The organism is uncultured Litoreibacter sp. (genome assembly GCF_947487515.1).
Taxonomy (GTDB): Bacteria; Pseudomonadota; Alphaproteobacteria; order Rhodobacterales; family Rhodobacteraceae; genus Litoreibacter.
In genome coordinates, this window is record NZ_CANKWO010000002.1 from 536,467 (window position 1) to 549,796 (window position 13,330).

A 13,330-nucleotide genomic window follows, 5' to 3' on the forward strand; every position below is an offset into this window, starting at 1 on the left:
TCATTCTATCGGCGGCACATTAGGCCGAGCGCGACGCGCGCTTGCGCTCATGCGGGTCAAGGTGACGTTTGCGCAGACGGATGGCGTTCGGGGTCACTTCCACCAACTCGTCGTTGTCGATGTAGGCAATCGCCTCTTCCAGCGACATGCGCACCGGCGTTGTCAAACGAACCGCTTCATCCGTACCCGAGGCACGCACGTTGGTCAGTTTCTTCCCTTTCAGCGGGTTTACTTCCAGATCGTTTTCGCGCGAGTGCTCGCCGATGATCATGCCTTGGTACACCGCTTCCTGGCTGCCGATGAAGAACTTGCCGCGGTCCTCAAGGTTGAAGATCGCATAGGCCACGGCAACGCCGCTTTCCATGGAGATCAGAACACCAGCGCGACGGCCTGGGATGTCGCCTTTATGCGGTGCCCATTCTTGGAACACGCGGTTCAAAACACCCGTGCCGCGCGTGTCCGTCAGGAATTCACCGTGGTAACCGATCAGGCCGCGGGACGGCACATGCGCGATGATGCGGGTCTTGCCGGCACCGGCGGCTTTCATTTCAGTCAGGTCGCCCTTACGGGTGCCTGTCAGCTTCTCAATCACCACGCCGGAGTATTCGTCATCCACGTCGATGGTGACTTCCTCGATAGGCTCGTGACGCACGCCGTCGATGTCTTGGAACAGAACCTGCGGACGAGAGATCGAAAGCTCGAACCCTTCGCGGCGCATGTTCTCGATCAAAACGCCCATCTGCAATTCGCCGCGACCGGCAACCTCAAAGGCGTCACCACCCGGGGTGTCGGTGATCTTGATGGCGACGTTGGATTCGGCTTCTTTCATCAGGCGGTCACGGATAACACGCGACTGCACCTTCTTGCCGTCTTTGCCAGCCAGCGGGCTGTCATTGATGCCGAAGGTCACTGTGATGGTTGGCGGGTCAATTGGCTGTGCAGGGATCGCGTCGTCCACATCCACGGCGCACAAAGTGTCGGCCACGGTTGCTTTGGTCATGCCTGCAAGCGAGACGATGTCGCCGGCTTCAGCCACGTCGATGGCTTCTTGCGTCAGGCCGCGCGATGCCAGAATTTTGGTGGCGCGGAACTGCTCGATCTTGGTGCCATCGCGCGACAAGGCCTTAACCGTTTCGCCAACTTTCAGCGTACCGGTTTCAACACGGCCAGTCAGAAGGCGGCCAATGAACGGGTCGGAACCCAGTGTCGTCGCCAGCATGGAGAACGGCTCGTCGCGCTTCTCGATCTGCTTTGGCGCCTCTACGTGCTCTACGATCAGGTCCATCAGTGCGGACAAGTCTTTGCGCGGACCGTCCAATTCCATGTCGGCCCAACCAGAGCGGCCGGACGCATACATGGACGGGAAGTCCAGCTGCTCGTCTGTGGCATCAAGGCTTGCGAATAGGTCAAAGCATTCGTCCAGCGCGCGGTCAGGTTCCGCATCGCCTTTGTCGACCTTGTTAACCACAACAATCGGGCGCAGGCCCAAAGCCAGCGCTTTCGAAGTCACGAATTTGGTTTGTGGCATCGGGCCTTCGGCCGCATCCACCAACAGAACCACGCCGTCCACCATGGACAAGATGCGCTCTACCTCGCCGCCGAAATCGGCGTGACCGGGGGTGTCGACGATGTTCAGGCGAACGCCTTTCCATTCAACCGAGGTCGCTTTGGCAAGAATCGTGATCCCGCGTTCGCGCTCCAGATCATTACTGTCCATGGCGCGTTCGGCCACGGCCTGATTCTCGCGGAACGAGCCAGATTGTTTAAGCATTTCATCCACAAGCGTCGTTTTGCCGTGGTCAACGTGAGCGATAATCGCAATATTGCGAAGGTCCATTAGACTAACCTTGTAAGGAGTGTTTGCGCGCGACCTAACGCACTCGTCCTACAAAAGCCAGCCTATTCGCGGCGACGCGGCAATAAGAGACGTTTTATGCGGTGATTTGGCCTTCGGGTGGCGAGAAAGCAATTTCTTGCCCTTGCCCGCGCCGCGGCGTCACTCGCGGCTGCAAGTGTCGTCGCGGCGGTCGTCGATGGGCTGTCTTAGCTCAAAAACTGCTTCACTACCTGCGCTTGAAGTTTCTGACCGTCTGGGTCCAGATCCGTTTTCAATCCGCAAAACGCTTCGGCCCAATCCGATGTTCTTTTGCGGATAGGTGGGGTGTCGGAGTTAACGCATTCCATAACCACAGCCGCAACTTCATCGCTGGTTTGATAGATACCTTCGTTTTGACGGCTCTGAGCTCCGCCGATGTATTTTTGCAAAATCGGCAAATATTCGTCGTCCAGCATTCCGCCGCTTTGCTCGACTTGCTTCAAAACACTGGCTGCGAATTCCGATTGAATGCCACCTGGCTCAACCACACAGAAGTGAATGCCAAAGCTGGGGGTGATATAGGACGCCATTGACTCCATATAGCCCTCGACACCAAATTTCGCGCCGCAGTAAATCTCGTTGAACGGCTGCCCGACCAAGCCGCCCACTGACGACACCGTCAGCACATGGCCAGAGCGCTGTTTGCGCATATGTGGCATCACCGCTTTGGTGCAGCGCACGACGCCCATGTAGTTCACATCCATAACCCATTGAATGTCTTCCTCAGTCGCCTGTTCGGTCGACCGCACAAAGCCCGCGCCTGCGTTATTTATGAGAACATCAATTCTACCCGATTTGGCGATGACCTCTTCCACCGCAGCGTTGATTGTTGCGCTGTCTTGCACATCAAGAGGCAACACATTGAGCGTCACTCCCGCCGCGTCTGCCGCTGCATCAAGGGTTGCGCGTTTATCCAAGTTGCGCATGGTCGCATAAACCTCGTGGCCCGCCTGCGCGGCCTGCACGGCAATGCTTACACCCAAACCTGTGGATGTGCCGGTGATCAAAATAACTTTAGACATGAGCTTTCTCTTTCAAATTGGCGACGACTATCTCAGCCGTTTCAAAATCTCTAAATTTGCGTATCCATCCGGCACCAGCCCGATAGAGCGTTGAAATCCGCGCACCGCCTCTATCGTGAGCGGCCCGATCTTTCCGTCGATCTTCTTGGTGTCAAAACCTTTGGCCGTCAACAGACGCTGCATCTCTTTGCGCTCGGCAAATTTAAGGGCGCGGTCGCCACGGGGCCACGTGGACTGAATGGCGGGTTTGCCCTTCAACCGGTCTGACAAATGCCCAACCCCAATGACATAGGCGTCGGCGGTGTTATAGCGCTCGATCACCTCGAAATTCTTGAAGATCATGAAGGCCGCCCCCTTGGCCCCCGCAGGCAGCAGAATTGACGCTTTGCCGTGGTTTGGAACCATTTTCCCGTTCATGTCTTTGAAACCCAACGCGCCCCATTGCGCAGGGGATTTCAGAATTTTTCGGTCGGCCAAACTGTAGTCGAACCCGCTTGGAACGCGCACTTCTACGCCCCACGGTTGGCCCTTTACCCAGCCAAATTTCGCAAGGTAATTCGCCGTAGAGGCAAGGGCGTCGGTCGGGTCGCTTCCCCAAATGTCGCGCTTTCCGTCTCGGGTGAAATCCACGGCGTACTCAAGGTATGACGTTGGCATAAACTGCGTATGCCCCATTGCGCCCGCCCATGATCCAGTCATGCCACGAGGGGCCACATCGCCTGACTGCAGAATTTCAAGCGCTGCAATCAGCTGCTGCTCGAAGAAGGCGCTGCGCCGCGCGTCATAGGCCAGCGAGCCCAAGGAGCCGATCAAATCATTCGAGCCTTTGAACGTGCCGTAAGCGCTTTCTAGTCCCCAAACAGCGGCCACAACTTCCTTGTCGACGCCGTAGCGCGCCTCGATCTTGTCCAAGACTGCACGATGCTTGGCGATGGCCTTTTTGCCGTTGGAAATCCGCGCATTGCTGGCTGCACTATCAAGATAGTCCCACAGCGTTTTGGTGAACTCTGATTGATTGCGATCGCGCTTGATCACATCCGCATCATACCGCACCCCCGCAAAGGCCCGATCAAAAGTTGCACCCGAAATACCCTGCGCCAAAGCACGCGGGCGGAAGGTTTTCACCCATGTTTGAAAGCCTGCGTTCGAAGCCGCCAATACCACCGGCGCAGCGGTTGCCGGACGAGTGGCGCGTTGTTGCGGCCGAAGCGAGCGCCCGACGGCCAAGCTGTTCGCAGGAATAGCCAACGCCGCTTGCACAATCGGTGCGGCACCTTCCGGCCTAACCAGCGGGCGTTCCGACGCCCACGCACCCTGAGCCGCGAAAACGGCTGCAGCTACACTTAAAAATCTCATCTGGGACACCTGCTCGTGTTCTGTAATTGGTGTCAGTCTATCGCGGATTGGTATCCGTGCAAAGCTACGTCCGCTTGCGCTTCAACTTCTTCTTCAGCTTGGCCCCTTTGGCCTTATACTTGCCGGTCTTGCGCCCCTTGGGTGGCCCCTTGCGACCGCGTCCGCCCGTTTGTGGCAAGGGTTTCCCGTTCAGCTCCAGCAATTCCAGCACCAATCCGCCGGTCACCGGCGTCGCCTCGGCAAGCCGCGCAAGAACCCGCGCGCCAAGGCCAATGACCACACCGGATTTCTCTCCGCGCAGGGTTTGCGCATCGCGGTCATACTCGAAATATTCGCGGCCCAACGTGCCGATTGGAATCAATCCGTCAGCACCGGATTCATCCAGCTTCACAAACATCCCGAACTTGGCGATCCCGCTGACGCGGCCCTCCATTTCGGTGCCAACCCGATCTGCCAGATAGGCCGCCAGATAGCGGTCGGTGGTATCGCGCTCCGCCACCATCGAGCGGCGCTCGGTGGTGGAAATATGCTCGCCCGTGGATTTCAGATCATCATCGACCAAACCATCGTCGCCAAACTGATGCGCCGAAATCAGCGCGCGGTGCACGATCAAATCCGCATAGCGCCGAATGGGCGAGGTGAAATGCGCATAGTCGCGCAACGCCAGACCAAAATGGCCGAAATTCTGCGGGCCATAGTAGGCTTGTGTCATGGATCGCAACGCCGAGATGTTGATCAGCTCTGCCTGATCCGTCCCTGCTGCCTGTTCCAACAACCGGTTCAGGTGCCGCGTTTGCAAGACTTGCCCTTTGGCCAAAGTCAGCCCGCTGGCTTGCACAACTTCGCGCAGGTTATCCAACTTCTCGGGGGAAGGTTCCTCGTGCACGCGGTACAAAAGCGGCGTGTTGCGGGCCTTCAACTCCTCGGCAGCGCAGACATTCGCCAACACCATGAATTCTTCGATCAACTTGTGGGCATCCAGCCGATCACGAAACGCCACAGACGTCACTTTGCCCGCGTCATCCATCATGATCTTGCGTTCGGGCAGGTCCAGCTCCAGCGGTTGACGACGCTCACGGGCGGCTTTCAGCGCCTCATAGGCGTCGAACAGTGGTGCGATCACATCCTTCATCAAAGGGGCAACCTTGTCGTTCGGTTTGCCGTCTTGGCCTTCTTGAACTTCTTCGTAGTTCAGCGCCGCAGGGGACCGCATCAATCCGCGTGTAAACCGGTGCGAAATCTTCGCGCCATCGGCATCCAGCACCATGCGCACGGCCATGCACGGGCGTTCGACCCCTTCGTGAAGCGAGCACAGGTCACCCGATAGCGCATCGGGCAACATCGGCACCACACGGTCAGGGAAATAGGTCGAGTTCCCGCGCTTGCGGGCTTCGACATCCAGCTTCGATCCAGGCTGCACATAATGCGCCACATCGGCAATCGCCACCCAAACCACATGCCCGCCTTTGTTGGCCGGATCATCATCCGCATGGGCGTAGCAGGCGTCATCATGGTCGCGCGCATCGCTGGGATCAATCGTCACCAACGGCAAGTCGCGCAAGTCTTCGCGTTTGCCCAGCTCCACGGGCTTTGCAGCCTCGGCTTCGGCGACAACGTCGTCAGGAAACGCGTCAGGGATGCCGTGCTGATGAATGGCAATCAGCGACACTGCACGCGGGCCGTTTGGGTCCCCCAAACGCGCAATGATTCTGGCCGAGGGCAGCCCCATTCGCGACCGTGGCCCCGTCTGTTCCGCCTCGACCAATTCGCCGTCTTTCGCGCCGGATACGGCCCCCGCAGGCACCCGCCATTCCTTGCCTTCGCCCTTGTCGATAGGCGTCACTCGGCCGCCCTCGGCGCCACTTCGGAAAATGCCCAAAATTCGGTCAGGGCTTCCCGCGATCCGGCGGATCAGGCGGGCTTCATAGGCGTAGTCCTCGCCGGTAACTTTGGTGAGTCGGCAGAGGACGCGCTCGCCCTCGGCCAAACCCACGTCACCCTTCTTGGCAATGAACAAAACGCGCGGCGGGGTGTCGCCCGCCTCAACCGGTTCCAAAAACAAATCCCCATCCGCGTCCGGCGCCAGAACACGGCACACGGATACCGGCGGCAAAGACCCATCCTCGCGGGAAGTCTTGCGACGCTTTTCCAGATGCCCTTCACCCTGCAGTTCCTTGAGCATCCGCTTCAAGTCAATCCGCGCAGCGCCTTTGATCCCGAAGGCTTTGGCGATGTCACGCTTGTTGGTTTTGGTCGGGTTATCCTGAATGAATGTCAGAATGTCGGCTTTGGTGGGAAGGTTTTTCATGCCCCCCGCCTAGCACGCCCTGCGCGCGGCGTCATGGGTTCGTTTTAGCTGGGTAAATCCGCAACTGTATCCACGTCACGCAGCTCGGCAATATATCCCACACGCGCATCCCCAAGGGAGGCGACGCTATCCGCCAAGGCATGTTCAGTTGACCAGCGCACATGTCGGAACAGGCCAGCGTGGCGACGCATCCGTTTCAAGCCAACCAACCAATAACCACCGTCCGGAGCAGGCCCAAACACCGCTTCACTGCGCCCCAATTCGGCAAAGGCCTCGGCAATACGCGGGCGGGTCACGTCAGGAATATCCGCGCCTATAATGCACACCGGTCCATCCGGCATGGCCTCAAAGGCGGCCCCCATCCGGTCCCCCAGATCGCCCTTCCCCTGCGCCCAGCGCGGTAGATCAACAGGCCATACCCGAGAGGTCAAACCTTCCGCATCCGGCGACACGGCCAGCACCAAATCCCAGCGCGGATCGCGCAGCCGCCGCAAAAGCGCGCGCGTTTGATGCCGGAACCACCACGCAGCCCCGACCAACCCCAGATCCCGCCCCAGCCGCGTTTTAACACGACCTGGATGCGGCTCTTTCACCATGACAACCAGAGTTTTACGCAAAGTAGTCCTGTAGAATTCGTGTGTAGATGTTTTTCAACTGATGCACTTGCTCCACCATCACGCGCTCGTCCACTTGATGCATGGTTTTGCCCACAAGGCCAAACTCCACCACGGGGCAGTGGTTCTTCACAAACCGCGCGTCCGAGGTCCCGCCCGAGGTCGACATCTCCGGCACAACGCCCGTCTCGGCCTCAACGCTGGCTGCAACCAAGGCCGACAATTCACCCGGTGGCGTCACGAAGCTTTCGCCCGACACTTGGGTGACCATTTCAACCGTCGCCCCGCTCTCGGTGGCGATTTTGTCCGCTTCCCCGCGCAGCCACGCAATCAAGCTGTCCGAGGTGTGGTCGTCATTGAACCGGATGTTCACCGTCGCTTTGCATTCCGCTGGGATCACGTTGTTTGCGCCATTGCCCGTATCAATGGTGACCACCGCCAAGGTCGAGGCGTCGAAGTGGTCCGTGCCTTCGTCCAACACATGGCTGGCCAAGCGATCCACCAGCCGCGCCATCACCGGCACGGGGTTTAACGCGCGGTGTGGGTAGGCCGCGTGGCCTTGCACGCCCTTGACGGTGAAATAGGCGGTCATCGATCCGCGGCGGCCAATTTTCATCATCTCCCCCATCTCGTTGGGGCAGGTCGGCTCGCCCACAAGGCAGGCGGTCATCGCCTCGCCCTGCGCGTCCATCCAGTCCAAAAGCGCCACAGTGCCATCAATCGCCACACCTTCCTCGTCGCCCGTGATCGCCATGATCACTGCGCCATCAGGCGGGGTGTTGGTCACAAAATCCACGGCGGCGGCGGCAAAGGCGGCCACGCCGGATTTCATATCCGTCGAGCCACGACCATAGAGGTAGCCATCCTTTATCTCGGCCCCGAAGGGGTCCACGCTCCATGCGGCCGCGTCGCCCACAGGCACCACATCCGTGTGGCCATTGAAGCCGAAACTGCGGCCATGCCCCTTGTCGCCCCAACGGGCATATAGGTTGGAAACCTCGCCACGATCCACGCGGGTGCAGTCAAATCCGGCGGCCCCGAGCAGCTCTGCCAAAATCGTAAGCGCCCCTCCCTCTACAGGCGTAACAGAGGCGCAGCGCACCAGTTTTGCCGTCAGGTCAACAGGATCAATGGGTTTGGTCATGGTGCGCTCCAATACTGTGTTGGTCACCTTCTACCCCGCCGCCTAGGTGAGGCGCAATCGCAACAGGCCATTTGAAAACGTGGCTAAATGCCGGTGAAAACAAGGCAAAACCCAAAAATACCTTCCCCCGAAGTTAGGTCCCACGTTAACAATTAGTTAACAATATTAAGCCCGAGGCAGGGTACGCGGTCCGCAAAAGGGCCGCTCGAGCGTTTTGATTACCGAGTTGCGACTATTTTGAGGGAACCGGCTTCCCTCCTGTGTATACGCTTGCCTGATCTTCGGGAACGGAGGCAGTAATGGTTGCAGCATCGGAACTTCCGATCGATGAAAGTGCGTCTGCGGTGCAGATGGCCAATGAGATTTTCGGCAACGGGGCAACCGTGGTCGGCGCATCCTATTCTGGATGGTCGCAATCGTCTGGCATCTACACCAACGGTGACAGCGTAGCTCCGGGGGCAACCCCAAGTGACTCTGGCGTCATTTTGTCCACGGGGCGCGCATCCCATTTTACCAACTCAAACGGGCAATCGAACCAGAACACCAACGCTTCTACAAATACACCCGGTATAAACAATGACGCGCAGTTCAACGCTTTGGCGGGTGCTAGAACCTATGACGCCTCAATCCTAAGCGTTGACTTCATCCCTGATGGCGACACCTTGTCGTTGCAGTTCATCTATTCCTCCGAGGAATATCCCGAGTTCGTGAACTCCATCTACAATGACCTCGTGGGGGTCTGGGTCAATGGTGCACCTGTGTCCTTGGCGGTAGGGGATGGCGACTCTGACATCGGCAACGTCAATGCCACCAACAACGTCAACCTGTACCAAGACAACACAACCGACGACTACAACACGGAAATGGACGGCTTTACGGTCACCTTGACCTTAACGCTAAACGTGAACCCGGGTGTGGTGAATTCCATTCGCATCGGGATCGCAGATGTGGCCGATAGCAACTACGATAGTAATTTGCTAATTGCCGGCGGCTCGATCCAAAGCGACGTCTTGGCCTATGACGATGCCTATGATGTGGTGCAAAACGGCACGCCAACGCTCGATGTCCTTGCCAATGACGTTGAGGGCAGCGGCGGCACGCTGACGATCACACATATTAACGGGCAGTCGGTCACGGTCGGCAGCACCGTCACCTTGGCCACCGGCGCGCAGGTGACCCTGAACGCGGATGGCACATTCGGGTATCAAAACGACCTCGACGTCGAAGAAATCAGTTTCACCTACACCGCCGAAAACGCCGCTGGTGTGTCCGATACGGCCTTTGTCACCGTCAACACGATCCCTTGCTTTGTGGCAGGCACCATGGTTCAGACGCCTTCTGGGCCAAGACAGGTGCAACTTTTGGAACCTGGCGATCTGGTCATGACCAAAGACGATGGCGCCCAGCCGGTTCGCTGGATCGGGTCACGCAAGGTCGAGGCAACCGGCACCTTGGCCCCGATCCGGATTGAGGCAGGCGCATTCGGGGATCACGACACCCTGTCCGTGTCACCACAACACCGCGTGCTCATTTCCGACGAAATGGCCGAGATCCTCTTCGGGTCGGAAGAAGTGTTGGTTGCAGCCAAGGACTTGGTAAATGACCAAACCGTGCGCCGCGATACTTCGCAGCCCGAGGTCACCTATGTTCACATCCTCTTTGATAAACATCAGGTGGTGTTCTCGGAACGGCTGGCGACCGAAAGCTTCCTTCCCGGTCCGCAATCCCTGCAAAGCTTCGATCATGAGGTTATTCACGAAATCTGCACTATTTTCCCCGAGATTGATCCCATGACCGGATATGGATATGGCACAGCAGCACGCACGGAACTCAAGGGCTATGAGGCCCAACTTCTGATGTCCCAAGGCTATGCGGCTTAGAATTACCCCCAAATATGGCAACAATGCCATGGTTATTCCTCGGAATGATCACGGACCTTCCATGCTTTCGGCGTGGAGTGCCCGTACTCCTAGAGCATCCAAAGACCAGTTTGGTTGTGTGTGGGGTAATAGGTAATGAAACATATCAGCTTTGAAATAGGTGGGCAGACGGCTCTGTTGGGCCAAGACGAAATGTCCGAAACGATCGCGCTGCAGGCGAATGGCCGCGACGCATATGACGCAGGTGTCAAAACCGCGTTCTCTAACATCAATGAAGTCCCTCAGGCGCCGGCGAATACCGGTATGATGGCAAGCACGCGTATCACAACTCCTGACGGGGTGCGCCGCATTGACGAGCTTTCGATTGGGGACGTGGTCATGGACGCGCAGGGCCGTCAGGCGCAGGTCCGCCATGTTCTGAGCACGAATGCACCGCGCAATTCCTTCCTTATCCGCGCGCCTTACTTCGGGCTGACCCATGATGTGGTCTTCGCGCCAGATCAAAAAATCGTCGTCACTTCAGATATCGCCGAATATCTGTTCGGTGAGGAAACTGTCATCGTTCCCGTGTGGGCTTTGAACGATGGTCGCAAAGTGGGTCACTATGAAACGCGCTCTTCCGACCGGATGTATCAATTGCAACTCGACACGCCTGAAGCTGTCGCAGTGGGGCGATGCGCCGTATCCGCACTCTACAAAGACGGGGCGACACAGGGCCGTGTTCTGAGCGTTGAAGAAGCGCGCTGCTTTGCCGGCGAATACCGCACCGGTTTCGCGAACTAGTCGTCACCTTCATAAAATGCGGTGGTTTGCGCCACTACGACCGAATTCTCGTCCAACGCGCGTTGCATCAAGGCGCGTTCCTCATCTTCGATGTCATGACCTTCGGCAATGCGGTCATTGAGAGACCCGTAGCCCGTCACATCCAAAGGTGCCAATCCCGCTTGCTTCATCAGCGCAACTGTTTCACGCACCGCCTCTGCTTCATCCACACCACTCGCATAGCACATCAGCGCTGCACCCGATGCGTGCTCGGGGAGCCCGTCATCCTCTTTGCGGCCCACTTCAATGAGCAGCGTATACACTTGATGTTTCGACTTTTCCTTGACCACAACATGCCTCTTTTTCTGTGCGCCCTCGGTCTCTCAATCAAGGTAAGGAGTCAAGCCACTTGCAATCATACGTGATGCTGGTGCATCTAATTCGGTATCTTCAAGAAAGCTCGATAATGCGCGCACTTCTAACCGTTCTGCTTGTTCTTCTGCCTTTCGCCACTTGGGCACAAGACCCTGTAAAAATCGCAACAGTAAGCCGAGCGCCGTTTTCCTTTGTGGATAATGGCCAAGCAACCGGTTTTTCGATGGAGCTGTGGGACATGGTCGCCGCTGATCTCGGGATTGATTACGAGATTGTACGCACGGATAGCTTTTCCGGAATGCTCGACATGTTGACCAACGGGACAGCCGATGGTGCAATTTCCAACATTTCAGTCACCGCCGAGCGCGAAGTGCGCATGGATTTCACCCAGCCCATATTCGACAGCGGCTTGCAGATCATGATCCACGACAGCAACAACAGCACCTCCCTATGGGCGGCACTTGTGACGCGCGACATTGGATTTGCGGTCCTCGCGGCGGCCGCCCTGCTTTTCGGTGGCGGCATGTTGATGTGGGTGTTTGAACGCGGTCGGTCCGAATACTTCAGCCGCCCCGCACGCGAGGTCATGTTCCCCGCCTTTTGGTGGGCATTGAACCTTGTGGTCAACGGCGGCTTCGAGGAACGCATGCCCAACTCACGCCCCGGACGCTTTTTCGCGGTGCTGCTTGTGGTGTGCTCTTTGTTCTTGGTGTCGGTGTTTGTGGCTAAAATCACCGCTGCGATGACTGTGAACGCGCTGCAAAACAGCATCGAAAACTTGTCTGACCTCGAAGGAAAGAAAGTTGGAACCATTGCGGGATCAACCGCCAGCACCTTTCTGTCGGACCGCGAAGTATTGCATTCCGGCTATGAAACTCTGGAAGGAATCTTGGCTGACTTCGAAGACGGCGTTTTGGACGCGGTGGTTTTCGACAAACCCATTTTGGCCTATTACATTGCGCATGACGGGCGCGGAAAAGCCCATCTTATCGACCGCACGTTCAAGCCGGAAAACTACGCGATGGCCCTGCCCACCGGCAGCCCCTTGCGCGAGCAAATCGACCAGAGCCTTCTGAAACTGCGCGAAAACGGTGCCTATGACCGCCTTCGCGCAGAATGGTTCGGTTCAACTCGTTAGTCGCGCAGCAACTCGTTGATACCTGTTTTGGAGCGTGTGCGCTCGTCGACGCGCTTCACGATCACCGCGCAATACAGGTTCACGCCGTTCTTGGAAGGCATGGAGCCCGCAACAACCACCGAGTAAGGCGGCACTTCGCCGTACATCACTTCGCCGGTTTCGCGGTCAACGATCTTGGTCGACTGGCCAATAAATACGCCCATGCCCAAAACCGCGCCCTCGCGTACGATACAGCCCTCAACCACTTCTGAGCGCGCCCCGATAAAGCAGTTGTCTTCGATGATGGTTGGGCCCGCTTGCATCGGCTCCAAAACGCCACCAATGCCGACGCCGCCAGAAAGATGCACGTTTTTGCCGATTTGGGCGCAAGACCCGACGGTGGCCCATGTGTCGACCATAGTGCCTTCATCCACATGCGCACCAAGGTTCACAAAGGACGGCATCAACACCACACCCGGCGCAATATAGGCAGACTTGCGCACGACACAGTTTGGCACGGCACGAAAGCCTGCGGCCTTCCATTCTGCATCGCCCCAACCTTTGAACTTGCTGTCGACCTTATCCCACCAGCCAGCGCCTTGTGGGCCGCCTTCGTGTTGCTCCATGTCTTTGATGCGGAATCCCAACAGAACGGCCTTCTTCGCCCATTGGTTCACATGCCACGAACCGTCGTCTTGCTTCTCGGCCACGCGCAGTTTGCCGCTGTCTAAGGCATTCAGCGTGTCTTCAATGGCATCACGTGTTTCCCCTGTTGTGGAAGGCGTAATTGTATCACGCGCCTCCCAGGCGGCCTCGATAGCAGTCTCTAGCTGAGCGTTAGACATGTGGGTTTCCTCAATCGTGTCTGGTTTCAAT

General features: G+C 57.6%; 11 protein-coding genes. 3 read left to right on the forward strand and 8 right to left on the reverse strand.

Features of this window, described 5'->3' with window-relative positions; all coding sequences use genetic code 11:
* Positions 1-19: 19 nt before the first annotated feature.
* From typA to dapE, 6 genes are all read right to left on the reverse strand, one after another.
* Entirely contained in the window at positions 20-1,837 is a 1,818-nt protein-coding gene (typA, locus tag Q0746_RS08275) for a translational GTPase TypA (protein ID WP_298259111.1), read from the reverse strand.
* A 206-nt stretch (positions 1,838-2,043) separates the two neighbouring features.
* Positions 2,044-2,898 (reverse strand): SDR family oxidoreductase, encoded by an 855-nt coding sequence (locus Q0746_RS08280; RefSeq protein WP_298259114.1) that lies wholly within the window; start codon positions 2,896-2,898, stop codon positions 2,044-2,046.
* A gap of 27 nt (positions 2,899-2,925) precedes the next feature.
* A complete protein-coding gene (locus tag Q0746_RS08285) occupies positions 2,926-4,254 on the reverse strand; it encodes a lytic murein transglycosylase (protein WP_298259116.1) in 1,329 nt (442 codons plus the stop codon).
* Positions 4,255-4,318: 64 nt separating this feature from the next.
* The gene (gene rnr, locus Q0746_RS08290; protein ID WP_298259118.1) at positions 4,319-6,562 is read right to left on the reverse strand and encodes a ribonuclease R; all 2,244 of its coding nucleotides are present in this window, start codon (positions 6,560-6,562) and stop codon (positions 4,319-4,321) included.
* A gap of 44 nt (positions 6,563-6,606) precedes the next feature.
* Complete coding sequence (locus Q0746_RS08295) at positions 6,607-7,179, reverse strand: TIGR04282 family arsenosugar biosynthesis glycosyltransferase (protein WP_298259120.1); 573 nt, start codon at positions 7,177-7,179, stop codon at positions 6,607-6,609.
* Positions 7,172-8,320: a succinyl-diaminopimelate desuccinylase gene (dapE, locus tag Q0746_RS08300; RefSeq protein ID WP_298259122.1), complete on the reverse strand. Its 1,149-nt coding sequence runs from the start codon at positions 8,318-8,320 to the stop codon at positions 7,172-7,174. The genes Q0746_RS08295 and dapE overlap by 8 nt, the downstream gene beginning before the upstream one ends.
* Positions 8,321-8,619: 299 nt before the next feature.
* On the opposite strand from dapE, the gene Q0746_RS08305 reads away from it, so the two are divergent.
* Positions 8,620-10,200 carry a Hint domain-containing protein gene (locus tag Q0746_RS08305; protein WP_298259124.1) on the forward strand — a complete coding sequence of 527 codons (1,581 nt, stop codon included), beginning with the start codon at positions 8,620-8,622 and terminating at the stop codon, positions 10,198-10,200.
* A gap of 135 nt (positions 10,201-10,335) precedes the next feature.
* Positions 10,336-10,983 (forward strand): Hint domain-containing protein, encoded by a 648-nt coding sequence (locus Q0746_RS08310; protein WP_298259126.1) that lies wholly within the window; start codon positions 10,336-10,338, stop codon positions 10,981-10,983.
* Here the strand turns inward: Q0746_RS08310 and Q0746_RS08315 are convergent.
* Entirely contained in the window at positions 10,980-11,312 is a 333-nt protein-coding gene (locus tag Q0746_RS08315; protein ID WP_298259128.1) for a hypothetical protein, read from the reverse strand. The genes Q0746_RS08310 and Q0746_RS08315 overlap by 4 nt on opposite strands.
* A gap of 116 nt (positions 11,313-11,428) precedes the next feature.
* Here Q0746_RS08315 and Q0746_RS08320 point away from each other — a divergent pair, with 116 nt between their 5' ends.
* Complete coding sequence (locus Q0746_RS08320) at positions 11,429-12,475, forward strand: transporter substrate-binding domain-containing protein (RefSeq protein ID WP_298259130.1); 1,047 nt, start codon at positions 11,429-11,431, stop codon at positions 12,473-12,475.
* Here Q0746_RS08320 and dapD read toward each other — a convergent pair.
* The gene (gene dapD / locus Q0746_RS08325; protein ID WP_298259132.1) at positions 12,472-13,299 is read right to left on the reverse strand and encodes a 2,3,4,5-tetrahydropyridine-2,6-dicarboxylate N-succinyltransferase; all 828 of its coding nucleotides are present in this window, start codon (positions 13,297-13,299) and stop codon (positions 12,472-12,474) included. The genes Q0746_RS08320 and dapD overlap by 4 nt on opposite strands.
* Between the last annotated feature and the right edge of the window lie 31 nt (positions 13,300-13,330).